This is a genomic window from Xanthomonas sp. F14 (assembly GCF_014199865.1).
This window is the reverse complement of record NZ_JACHOM010000001.1, coordinates 1,936,785-1,953,481: the sequence shown is the minus strand read 5'-3', so window position 1 is coordinate 1,953,481 and position 16,697 is coordinate 1,936,785. Positions and strand designations below refer to the sequence as shown.

At 67.2% G+C, this 16,697-nt stretch carries 15 protein-coding genes and 1 other RNA gene; 10 read left to right on the top strand and 6 right to left on the bottom strand.

The window, feature by feature from the left end:
* Nucleotides 1-13: 13 nt before the first annotated feature.
* From GGR73_RS08410 to ubiM, 3 genes are all read left to right on the top strand, one after another.
* Nucleotides 14-415, top strand: coding sequence for an MAPEG family protein (locus tag GGR73_RS08410; RefSeq protein ID WP_102253783.1), 402 nt, complete (start codon nt 14-16; stop codon nt 413-415).
* Between the two features lie 201 nt (nt 416-616).
* A non-coding RNA gene (locus GGR73_RS08405) (sX9 sRNA) lies at nt 617-692 on the top strand.
* Between the two features lie 31 nt (nt 693-723).
* Nucleotides 724-1,902 (top strand): 5-demethoxyubiquinol-8 5-hydroxylase UbiM, encoded by a 1,179-nt coding sequence (gene ubiM / locus GGR73_RS08400; protein WP_184456390.1) that lies wholly within the window; start codon nt 724-726, stop codon nt 1,900-1,902.
* A 210-nt stretch (nt 1,903-2,112) separates the two neighbouring features.
* Here ubiM and GGR73_RS08395 read toward each other — a convergent pair whose 3' ends face one another.
* The 4 genes from GGR73_RS08395 to GGR73_RS08380 all read right to left on the bottom strand — a co-directional run bounded on the left by GGR73_RS08395 (nt 2,113) and on the right by GGR73_RS08380 (nt 4,008).
* A complete protein-coding gene (locus tag GGR73_RS08395) occupies nt 2,113-2,433 on the bottom strand; it encodes a hypothetical protein (RefSeq protein ID WP_046343502.1) in 321 nt (106 codons plus the stop codon).
* The gene (locus GGR73_RS08390; protein ID WP_024939760.1) at nt 2,430-2,672 is read right to left on the bottom strand and encodes an RNA-binding S4 domain-containing protein; all 243 of its coding nucleotides are present in this window, start codon (nt 2,670-2,672) and stop codon (nt 2,430-2,432) included. The genes GGR73_RS08395 and GGR73_RS08390 overlap by 4 nt, the downstream gene beginning before the upstream one ends.
* A gap of 160 nt (nt 2,673-2,832) precedes the next feature.
* A complete protein-coding gene (locus tag GGR73_RS08385) occupies nt 2,833-3,480 on the bottom strand; it encodes a hypothetical protein (protein WP_184456388.1) in 648 nt (215 codons plus the stop codon).
* Between the two features lie 27 nt (nt 3,481-3,507).
* Nucleotides 3,508-4,008, bottom strand: coding sequence for a sigma-70 family RNA polymerase sigma factor (locus GGR73_RS08380; RefSeq protein WP_184456386.1), 501 nt, complete (start codon nt 4,006-4,008; stop codon nt 3,508-3,510).
* Nucleotides 4,009-4,180: 172 nt separating this feature from the next.
* Here GGR73_RS08380 and GGR73_RS08375 point away from each other — a divergent pair, with 172 nt between their 5' ends.
* The 4 genes from GGR73_RS08375 (at nt 4,181) to GGR73_RS08360 (ending at nt 10,746) form a co-directional block, all read left to right on the top strand.
* Nucleotides 4,181-6,097, top strand: coding sequence for a DEAD/DEAH box helicase (locus tag GGR73_RS08375; RefSeq protein ID WP_184456384.1), 1,917 nt, complete (start codon nt 4,181-4,183; stop codon nt 6,095-6,097).
* A gap of 273 nt (nt 6,098-6,370) precedes the next feature.
* Complete coding sequence (locus GGR73_RS08370) at nt 6,371-8,776, top strand: EAL domain-containing protein (RefSeq protein WP_184456382.1); 2,406 nt, start codon at nt 6,371-6,373, stop codon at nt 8,774-8,776.
* A 48-nt stretch (nt 8,777-8,824) separates the two neighbouring features.
* On the top strand, nt 8,825-9,547 hold the full coding sequence (locus tag GGR73_RS08365) for a pseudouridine synthase (protein WP_016903964.1): 723 nt from the start codon (nt 8,825-8,827) through the stop codon (nt 9,545-9,547).
* A 74-nt stretch (nt 9,548-9,621) separates the two neighbouring features.
* Nucleotides 9,622-10,746, top strand: a complete 1,125-nt coding sequence (locus GGR73_RS08360) for a GGDEF domain-containing protein (RefSeq protein WP_202397395.1) — start codon at nt 9,622-9,624, stop codon at nt 10,744-10,746.
* Nucleotides 10,747-10,833: 87 nt separating this feature from the next.
* Here the strand turns inward: GGR73_RS08360 and GGR73_RS08355 are convergent, their stop codons facing one another.
* Together GGR73_RS08355 and GGR73_RS08350 are read right to left on the bottom strand one after the other, a co-directional pair.
* Complete coding sequence (locus tag GGR73_RS08355) at nt 10,834-11,781, bottom strand: DMT family transporter (RefSeq protein WP_016903967.1); 948 nt, start codon at nt 11,779-11,781, stop codon at nt 10,834-10,836.
* 37 nt (nt 11,782-11,818) lie between these two features.
* Entirely contained in the window at nt 11,819-12,652 is an 834-nt protein-coding gene (locus GGR73_RS08350) for a DUF72 domain-containing protein (RefSeq protein WP_184456380.1), read from the bottom strand.
* Nucleotides 12,653-12,931: 279 nt separating this feature from the next.
* On the opposite strand from GGR73_RS08350, the gene rraA reads away from it, so the two are divergent.
* The 3 genes from rraA to GGR73_RS08335 all read left to right on the top strand — a co-directional run bounded on the left by rraA (nt 12,932) and on the right by GGR73_RS08335 (nt 16,636).
* Nucleotides 12,932-13,432 carry a ribonuclease E activity regulator RraA gene (gene rraA / locus GGR73_RS08345; protein WP_024939752.1) on the top strand — a complete coding sequence of 167 codons (501 nt, stop codon included), beginning with the start codon at nt 12,932-12,934 and terminating at the stop codon, nt 13,430-13,432.
* On the top strand, nt 13,374-15,047 hold the full coding sequence (locus GGR73_RS08340) for a serine hydrolase (protein ID WP_160954497.1): 1,674 nt from the start codon (nt 13,374-13,376) through the stop codon (nt 15,045-15,047). The genes rraA and GGR73_RS08340 overlap by 59 nt, the downstream gene beginning before the upstream one ends.
* A gap of 323 nt (nt 15,048-15,370) precedes the next feature.
* Nucleotides 15,371-16,636 (top strand): cation:proton antiporter, encoded by a 1,266-nt coding sequence (locus GGR73_RS08335; protein WP_104554007.1) that lies wholly within the window; start codon nt 15,371-15,373, stop codon nt 16,634-16,636.
* The last annotated feature ends 61 nt before the right edge of the window (nt 16,637-16,697 follow it).

The following is a 16,697-nucleotide window of genomic DNA, read 5'->3' as shown; positions in this document are numbered from 1 at the left end:
TCGGGAGACCCGTGTGGAACTGACCATCGAACTACAGATGCTGGGCTGGGCCATGGTGCTCGGTCTGGTGCAACTGCTGGCCGCCTCGGCCAGCATGACCGCCCAGCGCGGGACCAAATGGAATGCCAGCGCCCGCGATGGCGACCCCAAGCCCCTGACCGGCGTCGCGGCGCGGCTGGATCGCGCCTTCCGCAATTATCAGGAGACGTTCCCGATCTTCGCTGCTGCGGTACTGGCGGTGAGCGTTGCCGGGCGTACCAATGCAGATACCGCACTGGGCGTGCAGCTGTACCTGTGGGCGCGCGTGGCTTACGTGCCTGTGTATGCGGCAGGCATTCCCTATCTGCGCAGCGCAATCTGGGTGGTGTCGTTCTGGGGCATCGTCAAGCTGGTGCGGGCGTTGCTGGGCTGGTGACGCAGGCCGGGCTGCGTGCGCGTAGCCTGTGGTTATTGGCTGAGAAAACGCAGCGACAAGCTGCACGCCCGTGACTGCGGTGGTTCGCCTGCTCGGTCGCTGCTTGATCCTGATCAAGGCCGGCCAGCACCAGTGCCATTAAACTGAGAGCCGCTACCAAGACGGCTGCGCTTACCGCCATGCGTGCGTGCTCGATGCGGCAGGTGCCACGCGGACATGCCGGTTGCTCTGCGCCGACCGCATCCAGCTGACCATTGCATGCGAGGTCTTGTTAGCTCCTCTGGGTCTTGGTGCTGAAGGAGCGTGGCATGCAATCGGTGGATGTCGCAGTCATTGGTGCCGGGCCGGTCGGCCTGAGTTTTGCGCGGTCGTTGGCCGGCAGTGGCCTGTCGGTGCTGGTGGTCGACCAGCAGCCGCGCGCGCAGCTGGCCGAGCCGGCTTTCGACGGACGCGAAATCGCGCTGACCCATGCCTCGCGTGCATTGCTGGAGCAACTGGGCATCTGGCCGCAATTTCCCGCCGATGCGATCTCGCCGCTGCGCGACGCCCGCGTCATGGACGGACATTCGCACTTCGCGCTGACCTTCGCCGCCTCCGCGCGTGGTGCCGGCGATCTGGGCTGGCTGGTGCCCAATCATCTGATCCGTCGCGCGGCCTGGCAGGCGGTGCAGGCGCAAGCTGCGTTGGAGGTGCGCTGTGCCTGCACGCTGCAGGCCGTGCAGCAGCAGCGCGACCGCGTGGTGCTGCAGTTATACGATGGGGAAACGGTGGCGGCGCGCCTGCTGGTGGCGGCCGACAGTCGCTTTTCCAGCACCCGGCGCCTGCTCGGCATTGGTGCGCAGCTGCGTGATTTCGGCAAGACCATGCTGGTGTGCCGGATGCGGCATGCGCTGCCGCACCGGCATGCCGCCTGGGAGTGGTTTGGCTACGGCAAGACGCTGGCGTTGTTGCCGCTGCAGGGCAATTGCGCCGGTGCGGTGCTGACCCTGCCGCCGCGACAGGTGGAGGCCTTGCTGGCGATGGAGGCGGCTGACTTCAGTGCGGCAGTGACCGAGGCGTTCGAGCATCGGCTCGGGCCGATGCAGCAGGACGGCAGCCGGCATGCCTATCCGCTGGTGGCGGCCTATGCGCAACGCTTTATCGCCGAGCGTGCCGCGTTGATCGGTGATGCGGCGGTGGGCATGCACCCGGTCACCGCGCACGGCTTTAATTTCGGATTGCAGAGCCAGGCGCGCCTGGCCGAGCGTGTGCGCGCCGCTGCCGCCGCTGGGCGCGACATCGGGGCTGCGGCCCTGCTGCAGGGCTACGAGCGGGCGCACCGGCTGGCGACGCGGCCGCTGTATGAAGCGACCAACGCATTGGCCGCGCTGTATACCGACGACCGTGCGCCGGCCCGCCTGCTGCGACGTGGTGCCTTGCGTGCGGCGCATGCGGTGGCGCCGTTCAAGCAGGCGATTGCGGCGCATCTGACCCAGCGCAGCGTCTGACGTATCGAAGTGGGAGCAGGGAGGCACAGTGCGTGCAGCGCTGCGCTGTGGTCCTCACGCGCAGTGGCTTGTAACGGTGTTCGACATGCGGGCGGGCAATGCGGTCAGCGGCCCGTTCGCGGGTGCTCGTTCGGCAATCGATGGGCTCGATCAGGCCGGATTTGCATGAGGTCGGCTTTCGTCACACGCGCCGCATCGGGCACGCAGCCATCAGGCCGGCGTGTTGACCCGCGCAAGAATCGCATCGATCGCGCTGCGCGCATCGCCGCTGCGCAAGGCGTCTTCCAGCAGTGGAATGACCCAGGCGCAGCCGGCCTTGGTCACGTCTGCGCGCCAGCCGCCGGGCCAGGCTTCCAGCTCGTGCAAGGCCAGCATGCTGCAACCGCCGCGCTCGGCGTGACCGCCACGGATCGACTGCTCGAACCAGAACGGCGTGGGTGAATCGACGTCGATCGAGAAAATATAGACATCGTGGTCCGGGTCTTCAGCCGAGGGCGCGTTGTTGCGCCAGCTGACCTGCACCACGCTCATTCTGCCGGCTCCGCATCGGGGTCCAGCGCCAGCACGCGGATCTCCACATCGTCCAGTTGCACGCACTGGCCGGGGCGGATCTTGGCGGTCTTGCGCAGTTCCTGCACGCCATCGACGCTGACCGCGCCGCTGGCGACGATCGCCTTGCCCTGCCCACCGCTGTCGGCAATACCCGCCAGCTTGAGCAACTGGTTGAGTTCGATGTACTCGCCGTCCAGGTCGAATTCCAGAAATTGCATGGTGCGCTCGGTGACAGGAAGACGGCGATTATCCGCCCGTCGCAGCCGGCAATACCACCGTGCCGAACGCAGCGCCGGCAGGTGCAGCCGCGATGGCAGCGCGACGCAGGCGTACCAGCGGCATCCGCGACGCCGGCGTCGTGGTGCGGCGTCGGCAAGCTTATTCGCGTCGAAAGCGTGCAATCTCGTCCAGCATGCTTTCGGCACGCACGACGCCGGACCCGGCATGCGCGTTGTCGATGCGCTCCAGCCACGGATGGCGTTTGCGCTGCAGCCGTCGATAGCCGAGCCAGGTGCCGATACCGCCGAATACACCCACCAACAGATTGAGCAGCAGCCAGTCGTGCGGCAGGGTCAGGCCGGTCAGCCCGCGCCAGCCGGCGTCGGCCACGGCCACCCACAGCACCCAGAACGCCACGCCCAGCCACGGGGCCACCCGCGTGCGCCAGCGCCGCAGCTGCGCGAGCGCGCGCTGCGTCGGCAGCAGCGGTCCGGCAAAGTCCAGCTGCGCCAGCAGGTGCAGCTGCCGTAGTGCGGAGATCGCCAGTGCAATGCTCCACAGCTGCAGCAGCACGCCGCCGATGATGGCCGCAGCCTGATCGGTGTGGGCAAGCCAACTGCGCGCGATCACGATGTGCAGCGCCACGGCGCACAGCAGTTGCGCGGATTGGCTCAGCCATAGCGGGCGCAGGCTGGTGCGCGCCGCATGGCCACGCACCTGGCCGACGATGTGGCCGATCTGCGTGCCGTGCTGATCCAGACGGTGTTCCATCGCGTGCCAGGCACGTTGCATGTCGTCGAGTTCCATCGAATGTTCCTTGGGCGAAGTGGGTGGTCAGAGTTCGGCGCGGATGCGCGCCTTGAGGCGGCTGAGTTTCGTGGCGACATTGGTCTCGCTGATGCCGAGCACCTCGCCGATCTCGCGGTAGCTGTGCGCATCTAGGTACAGCAGCATCAGGGCGCGTTCCAGCGGCGGCAGAAGGGCGATGAAGCCATGGAGTGCGGCGACCTGCTGCGCGTGTGCCGGGTCGCGCGCCAGCGGGTCGGCGATGCTGTCGGCCACCGCCTCCAGCGGGAGCGGGTCCTGCGGCGCGCGGCTGCGGCCGCGCAGATCGCTGATCGCCACGTTCAAGGCAATGCGGTACATCCAGGTGGAAAAGCGCCGGCCGGCGTCGTAGCCGGGGAATGCGCGCCATAACTGCACGGTGATGTCTTGCGCCAGCTCGGCGCGGTCGTCCGGGTTCCAGCAATAGCTGGTCGCGACCTTCAGGACGATGCCGCGGTGCTGCTGCAGCAGAGCGTTGAAGCGGGTGTGCAGGTCTGTTTCCAGGGACATGGCTCCGGCCGGGTGGGTGGATGACAAGGGTCGAGGAGATGATTCGCCGCAGCGGGCGAATCCTCACAAGCTGAACGGACTGTCACGAAAATTTCGACAGCAGGGGGGCTGAGGGCGCACACTATGCTGCTTTGCGCCTGCCGGCTCCGTGCGGCGCCTCCGGAGTTACCCAATGACCCAAGAATCTCCCGCGCCGCTGCTGTTTGCAGACCTCGGCCTCTCAGACGCTGTGATGAAGGCGGTTGCCGCCGTCGGCTATGAGTCGCCGTCGCCGATCCAGGCCGCCACCATCCCCGCGCTGCTGGCCGGCCGCGACGTGCTCGGTCAGGCGCAGACCGGCACCGGCAAGACCGCCGCGTTCGCGCTGCCGGTGCTGTCCAATGCCGATCTCAACCAGCTCAAGCCGCAGGCGCTGGTGCTGGCGCCGACCCGCGAGCTGGCCATCCAGGTCGCCGAGGCGTTCCAGAAATATGCCGAAGCCATTCCCGGCTTCCGCGTGCTGCCGGTCTACGGCGGCCAGCCCTACGCCCAGCAGCTGAGCGCGCTCAAGCGCGGCGTGCATGTGGTGGTCGGCACCCCCGGCCGCGTGATCGATCACCTGGACCGCGGCACGCTGGACCTGTCCCAGCTCAAGACGCTGGTGCTGGACGAAGCCGACGAAATGCTGCGCATGGGCTTCATCGACGACGTCGAAGCGGTGCTGAAGAAGTTGCCGGAGAAGCGCCAGGTGGCGCTGTTCTCGGCGACCATGCCGCCGGCGATCCGCCGCATCGCGCAGACCTATCTGAAGGACCCGGCCGAAGTCACCATCGCGGCCAAGACCACCACCTCGGCCAACATCCGCCAGCGCTACTGGTGGGTGAGCGGCCTGCACAAGCTGGACGCACTGACCCGCATTCTCGAGGTCGAGCCGTTCGACGGCATGATCATCTTCGCGCGCACCAAGGCTGCCACCGAAGAGCTGGCGCAGAAGCTGCAGGCACGCGGCATGGCCGCGGCGGCCATCAACGGCGACATGCAGCAGGCCGCCCGCGAGAAGACCATTGCCCAGCTCAAGGACGGCAAGCTCGACATCCTGGTCGCCACCGACGTGGCCGCGCGCGGCCTGGACGTGGAGCGCGTCAGCCATGTGCTGAACTACGACATCCCGTACGACACCGAGAGCTACGTGCACCGCATCGGCCGTACCGGCCGTGCCGGCCGCAACGGCGATGCGATCCTGTTCGTCACCCCGCGCGAGAAGGGCATGCTGCGCGCGATCGAGCGCGCCACCCGCCAGCCGATCGAAGAAATGCAGTTGCCGAGCGTGGATGCGGTCAACGACACCCGCGTGGCACGTTTCATGACCCGCATCACCGAGACCCTGGCCGGCGGCCAGATCGAGATGTATCGCGATCTGCTGCAGCGCTACGAGAGCGAGAACAACGTACCGGCGATCGATATCGCTGCAGCATTGGCCAAGTTGCTGCAGGGCGATGCGCCGTTCCTGCTGACCCCGCCGGTGCGTGGTGCACGCGAGGAATTTGCACCGCGCGAGCGCAACGATCGCGGCGAGCGTCCGCGCTTCGAGCCGAAGTTCGAGCGTGGCCCGCGTGCCGATGGCGAGCGTGCGGCACGCCCGCCGCGTGCGGAACGTCCGGCGTTCGCCAGCGATGGCGCGGGCGCCGAGCGTCCGCGTCGCGATCCGGTCGCCCCGCGTGGCGAGCCGGAGTTCGGCATGGAGAGCTACCGCATCGAAGTGGGCCACACCCACGGCGTGAAGCCGGCCAACATCGTCGGCGCGATCGCCAACGAAGCCGGCCTGGAAAGCCGCTATATCGGCCGTATCGACATCCAGGACGATTATTCGATCCTGGACCTGCCGGCCGACATGCCGCGCGAGCTGCTGACGCACCTGAAGAAGGTCTGGGTGTCCGGCCAGCAGCTCAACATGCGCAAGCTGGAAGAAGGCGAAGCGGCCGCGTCGCCGTCCAAGCCGCGCTTCCCGCGCGGCGGCAAGCCGTCCGGTCGCCCGAATGGCCCGAACCGTCCGATGGACCGCGCCGGCGCGCCACATCGCAAGGGCCCGCCCAAGCCCCGCGGCGAGTAAGCACCGCTGACAACCCGGCGGCGTGCGGCTGCCCGGCCCATCCGGCCGGTCGCCGCAGTCGCTATGCTGATCTATGCATAGCGGTGTGCGCGCGTCACGCGTCGGTACCGCAGCGATTGTCGGCGGCATCCTGTTAGCCATGCTAAGTTCCGCGCCAACCGTGGCCGGGCGGGCGCAGCCATACAGACTGCGCCGTTGCGGCCGCTACTGCCTTCAGGCGCCCACTGGGCGCCTGAATCGCATGGGCAGCAGCAGGGGGGGGCGAGGATGACAATGGCGCAGATGGCGGGCGGCACGAGCGGTGGGCGGACCATGCACCTGATGCGCGGCTGGCTGACGCTTCCCTTGGCCTTGTTGATCGGCATGGCCGTCAGCATGGCGGTGCTCTCGGCACTGGTGATCGAGATCCAGTCCGGGGCAATGGCCTGGATCGTCGGCCAGAGCCACTGGTCCAATGCCCAGCAGGAGTCGGTGTACTGGCTGGAGCGCTATCTGGGCAGCGGCGATCCGGCCGACCTGCAGGCCGCCTGCCGCGCACTGGAAGTGCCGCTCGGCGACCGCGCCGCACGCGAGGCGGTCGAGCAGCCGGTGATCGACTGGGCTGCGGTCCATGCCGGGCTGGCCGCCGGCCGCAATGCCCGTGAGGACATGCCGCAAATGGTGCGGCTGTATCGCTACGGCCATGTCTTTCCGTATCTGGGCGACGCCATCGCGATGTGGAAACACACCGACGCCGACCTGCTGCAACTGAGCACCCTGGCCGACCGGGCCGCCTCCGTGCAGGCCGCCAGCCGCCCGGATCTGCGCGCGCTGCAGGCCCTGCGCGACGAGCTGCACCTGCTCGACGGCCGCATGCGCGGCGATACCGCGCAGTTCCAGTCGCTGCTGGTCCGCTGCGCGCGGCTGCTGCACGATGTGATGGTGGTCTGCAGCCTGGCGACCCTGTTGCTGGTGCTGATCACCTGCGTGCTGGCGATGCGCCGCATCCGCAATTATCTGCTCTCGCACGAAGGACGCTTCCGCACCGCGTTTCAGCAGGCGGCGCTGGGCATGGTCAAGTTCGACCTGCGCGGCCGCGTGCTCGATGCCAATGCCGCGATGGCCAACATCCTGCGCTACCGGCCGGAGGAACTGCAGGCCTGCACGCTGGCCGAGGTGCTGCATCCGGACCACATCGCGCTGGACAGCCGCGGCCTGATCGACTGGCCGACACTGCTGCAGTCCGGCGAGCGGCGCTTGCTGCGCGCCGACGGCGGGGTAATGTGGGGGCGCTGGAGCGCGTCGCTGGTGGAGCCCGGCCCGGAGGAGCCGACCCTGGTGCTGGCAGTGATCGAAGACGTCTCGCATGCGCACGAGCTGGCCGATGAAGTCGCCTTCCATGCGCGCCACGATGCCTTGACCGGCCTGATCAACCGCCGCGAGATCGAACGCCGGCTGCTGCGCCTGATCGAGCCGCCGCAATCGCCGCAGCTCTGCCACGCGCTGTGCTTTGTCGACCTGGATCACTTCAAGCTGGTCAACGACACCTTCGGGCATGCGGTAGGCGACAAGTTCCTGTGCCACTTCGCCGACGTGATCACCATGCAGTTGCGCCCCGGCGACTGGCTGGGGCGGCTGGGCGGCGACGAGTTCGCGATCCTGCTGGCCAATACCGATCTGGCGCAGGCGCAGACCTTGCTGGAGCGCATGCATGCGGTGCTGGGTCAGCCGTGGAGCCACCAGGGCGGACGGCCGCTGACGCCGAGCTGCAGTTTCGGCGTGGTGGAAATCCGCCAGGGCGCCAGCGACGTCAATGCCTTGATGACCGCTGCCGATCTGGCCTGCCATGCGGCCAAGGAAGAAGGGCGCAACCGCATTCGCTGCTTCGGCGAAAACGATCTGGCGCTGGCGCGGCGGCGCCACGACGGCGGCTGGATCAGCGCGGTGCAGCAGGCGATCGCCGAGGACCGGCTGCTGCTGTATGCGCAGAAGATCCAGGTGTTGAGCGATCCGGAACGCCTGCAGTACGAAGTGCTGGTGCGCATGCGCGCGCGCGACGGGCGGGTGCTGAGCCCAGGCGAATTCCTGCCTGCGGTGGAGCGCTACGGCCTGGGGCGCATGGTCGACGTGCATGTGCTGGAAACGCTGTGCGCGCAGCTGGCGGCCAGTCCGATGCATGTGGCCACGCTGGACCTGTGCCACGTCAATCTGTCCGCACAGTCGATCGCGCAGCCGGATTTTCTCGATTTCGTGTGGTCCTTGTTCGAGCGCTACCCGAGCCTGGTGCCCAAGCTATGCATGGAGATCACCGAGACCGCGGTCATCGGCGATCTGGAGCACGCGCAGCGCTTCGTGCAGAGCGTGCGTGCGCGCGGCTGCCATGTGGCGCTGGACGATTTCGGCAACGGCCTGGCCTCGTTCGGCTATCTCAAGCAGTTCACCGTGGATGTCCTCAAGATCGATTGCGGCTTCGTGCGCAACTACGCGCATGACGCGGTGGACCGCGCGGCAGTGCACTCGATCGCGCAGGTGGGCCTTGCGCTGGGGATCGAAGTGGTGGCCGAGGGCGTGGAGTCGGAGGCGGACATTCCCGGCCTGCGCGAGGCCGGTGTCGGCCAGGTGCAGGGTTTCAGCCTGCATCGTCCATGCCCGCTGGACGAGCTGCTGCACGCCGGGCAGCCGCTGCTGGCGCTGTCCTGATCGCAGATTGGTGCACGCGCGCCGCTCCAAATCGCCGATAATCGGCCGATGACGACCCGACTCAACAAATACATCGCCGAAACCGGCTTCTGCTCCCGCCGCGAGGCCGATCGCCTGATCGGCGAACGCCGGGTCACCGTCAATGGCGTGGCTGCCGGCACCGGTGCGGTGGTGGGCGAGGACGACACCGTGCTGGTGGACGGCCAGCCGCTGCGCACGCGCGCCGCCAGCAAGCCCGGTGGCCGCAAGCATGTCTACATCGCGCTCAACAAGCCGGTGGGCATCACCTGCACCACCGAAAGTTCGGTCAAGGGCAACATCGTCGAATTCGTCGGCCACGAGCAGCGCATCTTCCCGGTCGGCCGGCTCGACAAGGAGTCAGAAGGTCTGATCCTGATGACCAGCAACGGCAACATCGTCAACGAGATCCTGCGCGCGGAAAATCGCCACCAGAAGGAATATCTGGTGGCGGTCAACAAGCCGGTCACCGACGAATTCCTGCGCGGCATGGCGCGTGGCGTGCGCATCCACAACGAGACCACGTTGCCGTGCCGCACCGCGCGCATCGCCAAGTTCGGCTTCCGCATCGTGCTGGAGCAGGGCTTGAACCGGCAGATCCGCCTGATGTCTGCCGAATTCGGCTACCGCGTGACCCAGCTGCGCCGGGTGCGCATCGACAACATCAAGCTGGCCGCGCTCAAGCCCGGACAGTGGCGCAACCTCAGCGATGCGGAGTTGCGCGGCCTGCTGCCGCAACGCACCGACTGGTGAGCGTTTCTCGCGCGTTGGACTGAACCGCAACAACACGGTGCATCGGCTGCGCAGGCGCAACCCGATGGCCGTGCATGACCGGCTCGGTCATACTTCCGCCGCCGACAGCCAGCTGGGGAGCGGGCAGAGTGATCAAACCGACATTGCCGGACAACGAGGCCGAGCGGCTTGCAGCGCTGCGTCAGTACGAAGTGCTGGATTCGCCGCCCGAGCGTGCCTTCGACGACCTCACCATGATTGCGTCCACGCTGTGCGAGACGCAGATGGCGGCGGTGGTGCTGGTCGACGAACAGCGGCAATGGTTCAAGTCCGCGCATGGCGCGCCGCGCAGCGAAGCATCGCGCGACATCTCGTTCTGCGCGCATGCGATCCTGCGCCCGGACGAAGTGATGATGGTCGACGACACCTTGCTCGACCCGCGCTTCCACGACAATCCGATGGTGACCGGCAGCGCGGCGGTACGCTTCTATGCCGGCGCGCCGTTGGTGACCAGCGAGGGCATGGCGCTGGGCTCGCTCTGCGTCTTCGACCAGACCCCGGCGCATCTGCGCGAAGAGCAGCGTGCTGCCCTGCAGGCATTGTCGCGGCAGGCCGCGCATCTGCTGGAACTGCGCCTGGCCGGCAAGCGCCTGCGCCAGCAACTGCACGAGCGCGAATGGTACGAGCAGCAGCTGGCCGGCTATTACGCGCAGATGGACGCGCTGAATGCCGATCTGGTCGAGCAGACCCGCACCGATCCGCTGACCGGCTTGCCCAATCGACGCGCGTTTTCAGTGGCCTTGGCCGCGGCCATGGAACAGACGCGTGCGGCAGGCCAGCCGTTGTCGGTGGCGTTGCTGGACGTGGACCACTTCAAGACCGTCAACGACGTGCATGGGCACGACCAGGGCGATGTGGTGCTGCGCGAACTGTCGGCGTTGCTGCGTGCGCATGTGGCCGGTGCCGGCACCATTGCGCGTTATGGCGGCGAGGAGTTCGTGCTGCTGCTGCCCAACGTGGATCTGCTGCAGGCGCGCGTGCAGTGCGAATACCTGCGCCAGAGCGTGGCGGTGATGACGATCGCGCTGCCGGTGACGGTGAGTATCGGTGTGGCCACGCTGCATCCGCAGGAAAGCGTGGACGCGGTGATCAAGCGCGCCGACCAGGCCCTGTATGCGGCCAAGCGTGGCGGGCGCGACCAGGTGGTGGCGTTGGGGTAGGGGGCGTGCGCACGCGGGTGCGTCATCGATAGGTCGGTCGCGGCCTGGGCCGCTGCGACAGTGGCGTTTGTTGGTTGCGCCGTGCGGTCAGTCGACGATGTTCTTCGCCTCGGCAGTGCCGAGCAGCTCCGGATGCACGATCTTGCGCCGGCGTTCCAGCACCGGATGCAGGAACACCGCGCCGAGAATGATCGCCACGCCGAGATAGAACTGCACGGTCAGCTCGCGTTGCTCGCCGAGCAGGGCGATCGCCAGCACGATGGCGTAGACCGGTTCCAGGTTGGTCACCAGCTGCACCGAGTAGGCGCTGAGATGGCGCAGTGCCACCAGGGCCAGCGCAAACGGCAGCAGCGTACAGGCCAGCGACAGCACCAGCAGCAGGACGCCGTCGTGCAGGCTGGGGATGATCATCAGGTCGCCATGCAGCGACGGCAGCAACAGCGGCATGGCCGGCGCCAGCACCGTCAGGGTCAAGGTGCCGGCACCGAGCTCCAGTGCGGTGACGGTGAGCGGGTCGGCATGCGCGACCATGCGCTTGTTGAGCGAGCCGAACAGGCCGACGAACACCGCCGAAATCGCGCCGACCACCACGCCGGCACGCATGCCATCCGGCACCCCGCCGACCACCAGCGCCACGCCGGGCAGCACTGCCAGGCCGAACAGCAGTTCGCGCGGGCGGAAGGGGCGCTGCGTCACCCATGGCTCGATCACGGCGGTGAACACCGGCGCCAGTGCAATGCAGGTCGCCGCCACCGAGGCATTGGCCAGCTTGATCGCGCCGTAGAAGGTCAGCCAGTGCAGGGCCACCAGGGCGCCGATGCCGCAATAGCCCAGCACCACGCGGCCGGACAGCCCGCGCAATCCGCGCCAAACCCGCGGCAATAGCGCCAGCGCCACCACCACGATCAACATGCGCCACCACACCAACGGCAACGCGGGCAGCGTGATCAGCTTGCCCAGGATCGCGGTGATGCCCCAGAGCAGGACGCAGAAATGGATTTGCAGTTGCGCCTTGCGCAGGTCGGTCGTGGGCATGCGCCATTGTCGCCGAAGACGCGACGCAACGCCCCTGTCAGCGCGCCCCCAACGCCTGCAGCAACGCCATTGCCGCGGCCGGATTGCGCTCCTTGGCGGCACTGATGAAAAACACGAATACCTCGCGCGGCGTGGCTGCGGCGTGCGTCGATGCGTCGATATGCGGCAGGTCCGCCACATCGTCGCCGCGCCGCCAGGCCTGGATGCGCTCGGCCCAGCGCGCCAGTGCCGGCGCCGGGTAGCCGGCATGCAGGCGCGCCTGGCTGCGCATCAGCCGCGCATAGACAAAGTCGGTGGACAGATCGGCAAAGGACGGATGCTCGTCCGAATCGGTGAACACCGTGGCCACCCCATGCCGGCGAACCAATGCCGGCAGCGCGGCATCCACCGCGTCGTGGTCGCGGATTTCCAGCACATGGCGCAGCACGCGCTTGCCGGCGCGTTTGGGCAGCAACGACAGGAAGGCGTCCAGGTCGTCGGCCTGCAGCCGATGCCCTTGTTCGAACTGCCACACCAGCGGCCCCAGCGTATCGCCGAGCTCGACAATGCCGCCGATGAAGTCGTCCACCTGCGCCTGGGTGCCGGCCAGTCTGCGCGACTGGGTGATGCGGCGCGGTGCCTTGGCCGAGAAGACGAACCCGGGCGGCACCTGGTCGCGCCACTTCGCGTAGGTGGCCGGTTTCTGCGTCCCGTAATACGTGCCGTTGATCTCGATGGCGGTGACGTGGCGGCTTGCGTATTCCAGCTCGCGGCGCTGCACCAGCCCTTGCGGATAGAACATCCCCTCCCGCCATGGCGCATACACCCAGCCGCCGATACCGACGTGGATGCCATCGAGCGCGGGCGGGGTGGCGGCGAACAGATCGGTCATGACAGATTCCACGTTGGCGTGAGCGCGCGCCTGGCATGTTCGCAGACGCGCAGATGTGGCAAGCCGCCCAGATGATAGCCCCGCCGGCTCCGCAGCGAAGCAGCGCGGCCCCGAACGCTTGCGCGCACTGCCAGGCAGGCGCGGCCGTTGGCGCGGGGCGGCATGCAGGCGTTGTGCACTCGATGCCGGCACCGCCCGGCCAGCCGGCGGGGCGATCGGCGCTTACGCGGACGCGGCCATGCCGCTACCATCGGAGATCGCCACTTTCGGACCGCAGCGATGACCTGGACCACGCCCGATCTGTGTGACCGCTTTCCCGAGGTGAGCATCGCCGAACCGCTGTTCCGCTCCTATGGCGGACGTGCGGCATTCTCCGGGCCGATCGTCACCGTGCGCTGTTTCGAGGACAACTCGCGGGTGCGCGAGCTGGCCTCCACGCCTGGTGACGGCCGCGTGCTGGTGGTGGACGGGCAGGGCTCGTTGAAGCACGCGCTGCTGGGCGACCAGATCGCGATGCAGGCGGTCGCCAACGGCTGGGCCGGCGTGTTGATCCACGGCTGCGTGCGCGATGTGGAGATCCTGGCCACGCTGCCGCTGGGCGTGCTGGCGCTGGGCGCCTGCCCGCGCCGCACCGAGCGCCGCGATCTGGGTGATGTGGATGTGCCGGTGAATTTTGCCGGCGTGGCCTTCGTGCCCGGCCATTGGCTGTATGCGGATGGTAATGGCGTGTTGGTGGCACCGCTGCCGCTGTCGCTGGACAGTGCCGGCGGATCGACCTGAGCGAACGAGAGGACGTGCGACAGTGACCGTGAACCGATGGCTGAGTGGAGGCGTGCTGATGCTGGCAAGCTTGGTGACGACGCAGGCGGCCGAGCTTCCCGCCGGCATGCAGCAGTTCGACGCGCAGATGGAACGCGTGCGCAAGCAGTTCGATGTGCCCGGCATTGCGGTGGCCATCGTCAAGGATGGGCAGGTGGTGCTGGAGCGCGGCTACGGCGTGCGCGAGATCGGCAAGCCTGCGCCGGTGCAGGCCGACACGCTGTTTGCGATCGCCTCCAACACCAAGGCCTTCACTGCCGCATCGCTGTCGATCCTGGCCGACGAGGGCAAGCTCTCGCTCGACGACAAGGTCATCGACCACCTGCCGTGGTTCCGGATGTCCGACCCGTACGTCAGCGGCGAGATGCGTGTGCGCGATCTGCTCGCGCACCGCAGCGGCCTGAGCCTGGGCGCGGGCGATCTGTTGTTCTGGCCGACCACCAGCTACAGCACCGACGAAGTGGTGCAGCGCCTGTCCAAGGTGCCGCTGAAGGGCGGTTTCCGCGATCGCTACGCCTACGACAATATCCTGTATGCGGTGGCGCAGAAGGTGATCGAGCAGGTCTCCGGGCAGACCTATGCGGCGTTTCTGCAGCAACGCATCTTCGCCCCGGTGGGCATGCGCGGTACGCGCTTCAATGCCGACCATCTGCAACCGGGCGACAACGCGGCCGTGGGCCATGCCAAGTACGACTTCACCGAATTGCGCACTGTCGCGCCGCTGACCTGGTCCAACAACTCCGGTGCCGGCGGCATCTATTCCAGCGCGCACGACATGGCGTTGTGGATGAAGGTGCAACTGGCCGGCGGCATCCTGCCCGATGGCACGCCGCTGTTTAGTGCCAAACGGCAGCAGGAGATGTGGTCGATGATCACGCCGATCGCGATTGCCGACCCGGCCGTGCCGGAGCTGGCGGCGGCACGCCCCAATTTTGCCGGCTACGGTGAGGGCTGGAGCCTGAGCGACTACCGCGGCCATCGGCTGGTATGGCACACCGGCGGCTGGCCGGGCATGGTGTCGCGGCTGACGCTGGTGCCCGACCAGCAGCTGGGCGTGGTGGTGCTGACCAATCAGGAGATCGGTGCGGCCTTCAATGCGGTGACCCTGCAGGTGCTGGATGCGTTCCTGCAGATGCCGGCCACCGATTGGACCGCCGCCTATGCCAAGGCAGTGGCCAAGGCCGATGGCGATGCGGACACCAGCTGGAGGAAGCATCAGGACGCACGCGCAGCGCGCTCCACGCCGTCGCTGCCGCTGCGCAGCTATGCGGCGACCTATCGCGACCCGTGGTACGGCGATGTGGTGATCCGTCAGGACGGCAAGCGCCTGCGTCTGCAGTTTTCCAAGACCGCGCAGCTCGTTGGCACGCTGGAGCATTGGCAACACGACAGCTTCATCGTGCGCTGGGACGATCGCAGCCTGAATGCCGATGCCTTCGTCAATTTCGCGCTGACCCCGGATGGCGCGGTGCGCGAGATGCGGATGGAGGCGATCTCACCGCTGACCGATTTCAGCTTCGATTTCCAGGACCTGGTGTTGACGCCGGTGGCAGCGGAGCAAGCGGGGCACAAGTGACACATCCCTCGTCCTGCAAGCGGGGCACGGTCACTGAACGGAGCGTGTAGTGGCCGGCGGCCGGTGGTGTGGCGTCCACGCCATCCCCAACCGATTGCGATGCTTTGGCGTGTCATCTGCGCCGCAATGCGCGCTGCAGCATGCATTGATCGTGGCGTGTGCCGGCAACCGGGCTCGGCGGGCATGCGTCACGTGGTCGGGCCTGCCGGTGCAGGCAGGCGTGCCGACGCCCGACGGCGCGTTGGCGCCAGCTGCACGATGGCTATCGCCAGCCGGCATGGCTCGTTATGATCCGCGCACTTCTCAGGGATGTTGCCCAACGCATGACCACTCCGCAGATGTCGGTGTATTTCTTCTTGCAGGCTGCGGTGATCCTGCTGATCTGTCGTCTGGTGGGATTGCTGGCCAAGCGGGTGGGGCAGCCGCAGGTGGTGGGCGAGATGATTGCCGGCGTGGCGTTGGGACCGTCGCTGTTCGGCATATTACTGCCGGATGTGCAGGCGGCGCTGTTTCCCAAGCAGACGCTGGACGTGCTGTATGTGCTGGCCCAGTTCGGCGTGGGCCTGTACATGTTCCTGGTGGGCACCGACTTCCGCAGCGATCATTTCCGCGCACGCTATCGCAGCGCGATGAGCGTGTCGCTGGCCGGGATCGCGGTGCCGTTCGCATTGGCCTTCGCGATGTGTCCGTGGCTGATCAACGTGGAGGGCTTGTTCTCGGAAAAAGCCAAGTTGATGGAGGCATCGCTGTTCCTGGGCGCGGCCATTGCGATCACCGCCTTCCCGATGCTGGCGCGCATCATCCACGAGCGCGGGCTGACCAATAGCCCGTTGGGCACGCTGGCACTCACTGCAGGTGCGTTCGACGATGCGGCGGCCTGGTGCATTCTTGCCGTGGTGCTGGCCAGCTTTGGCGGCAGCTGGGGCAGCGCCTATCTGGCCATCGGCGGTGGCGTTGCGTATGCGGCGTTCATGATCTTTGTCGGCCGGCATCTGCTGCGCCGTCTCGAGCGTTACGTGGTGCAGGACCAACCGCTGAGCAATGGCGTGTTGGCGGTCATCCTGATGCTGTTCTGCCTCAGCGCCTGGGCGATGGATGCGATCGGCATCCATGCAGTCTTCGGCGGCTTCCTGCTCGGCGTTTGCCTGCCCAGGGGCGCGTTGACCGAAAAATTGCGCGAGATGATGCAGCCGTTCGTGGTGGTGTTCCTGTTGCCGATGTTCTTCACCTATTCCGGCTTGAAGACGCAGCTGAGCGTGTTGCTGCAGCCGCAGATCATGCTGGCCGGCGTGGCGATTCTGGCCGCATCGTTCATCGGCAAGGGACTGGCCTGCTGGGCCGCCGCACGCATCACCGGCGAGAACAACCGCGATGCGATGGCGATCGGCTCGCTGATGAATGCACGCGGTTTGATGGAACTGATCATCATCAACATCGGGTTGCAGGCCGGCGTGATCGAACAAGGCCTGTTCTCGGTGCTGGTGCTGATGGCGATCCTCTCCACGCTGATGGCCACGCCGCTGTTCAACTGGATCATGCGTCGCCATGCCGACGTGACCGCTGCGGTGCCGAGCCTGCAGCAACGTTGATGCTCGCAGCTGCCTGGCATGCCAGGTCGCCGCGAGCGCGGCGGCGCAACCGCGCGAACCC

Excerpts from the sequence above, each read along its gene's own strand:
- GGR73_RS08355 (WP_016903967.1), bottom strand. The coding sequence starts at position 11,781 with ATGCCCACGACCGACCTGCGCAAGGCGCAACTGCAAATCCATTTCTGC.
- GGR73_RS08350 (WP_184456380.1), bottom strand. The coding sequence starts at position 12,652 with ATGACCGATCTGTTCGCCGCCACCCCGCCCGCGCTCGATGGCATCCAC.
- GGR73_RS08385 (WP_184456388.1), bottom strand. The coding sequence starts at position 3,480 with ATGGAACTCGACGACATGCAACGTGCCTGGCACGCGATGGAACACCGT.
- GGR73_RS08360 (WP_202397395.1), top strand. The coding sequence starts at position 9,622 with ATGACCGGCTCGGTCATACTTCCGCCGCCGACAGCCAGCTGGGGAGCG.
- GGR73_RS08390 (WP_024939760.1), bottom strand. The coding sequence starts at position 2,672 with ATGCAATTTCTGGAATTCGACCTGGACGGCGAGTACATCGAACTCAAC.
- GGR73_RS08340 (WP_160954497.1), top strand. The coding sequence starts at position 13,374 with ATGGCGTGTTGGTGGCACCGCTGCCGCTGTCGCTGGACAGTGCCGGCG.
- ubiM (WP_184456390.1), top strand. The coding sequence starts at position 724 with ATGCAATCGGTGGATGTCGCAGTCATTGGTGCCGGGCCGGTCGGCCTG.
- rraA (WP_024939752.1), top strand. The coding sequence starts at position 12,932 with ATGACCTGGACCACGCCCGATCTGTGTGACCGCTTTCCCGAGGTGAGC.
- GGR73_RS08365 (WP_016903964.1), top strand. The coding sequence starts at position 8,825 with ATGACGACCCGACTCAACAAATACATCGCCGAAACCGGCTTCTGCTCC.
- GGR73_RS08370 (WP_184456382.1), top strand. The coding sequence starts at position 6,371 with ATGGCGCAGATGGCGGGCGGCACGAGCGGTGGGCGGACCATGCACCTG.
- GGR73_RS08375 (WP_184456384.1), top strand. The coding sequence starts at position 4,181 with ATGACCCAAGAATCTCCCGCGCCGCTGCTGTTTGCAGACCTCGGCCTC.
- GGR73_RS08395 (WP_046343502.1), bottom strand. The coding sequence starts at position 2,433 with ATGAGCGTGGTGCAGGTCAGCTGGCGCAACAACGCGCCCTCGGCTGAA.
- GGR73_RS08335 (WP_104554007.1), top strand. The coding sequence starts at position 15,371 with ATGACCACTCCGCAGATGTCGGTGTATTTCTTCTTGCAGGCTGCGGTG.
- GGR73_RS08380 (WP_184456386.1), bottom strand. The coding sequence starts at position 4,008 with ATGTCCCTGGAAACAGACCTGCACACCCGCTTCAACGCTCTGCTGCAG.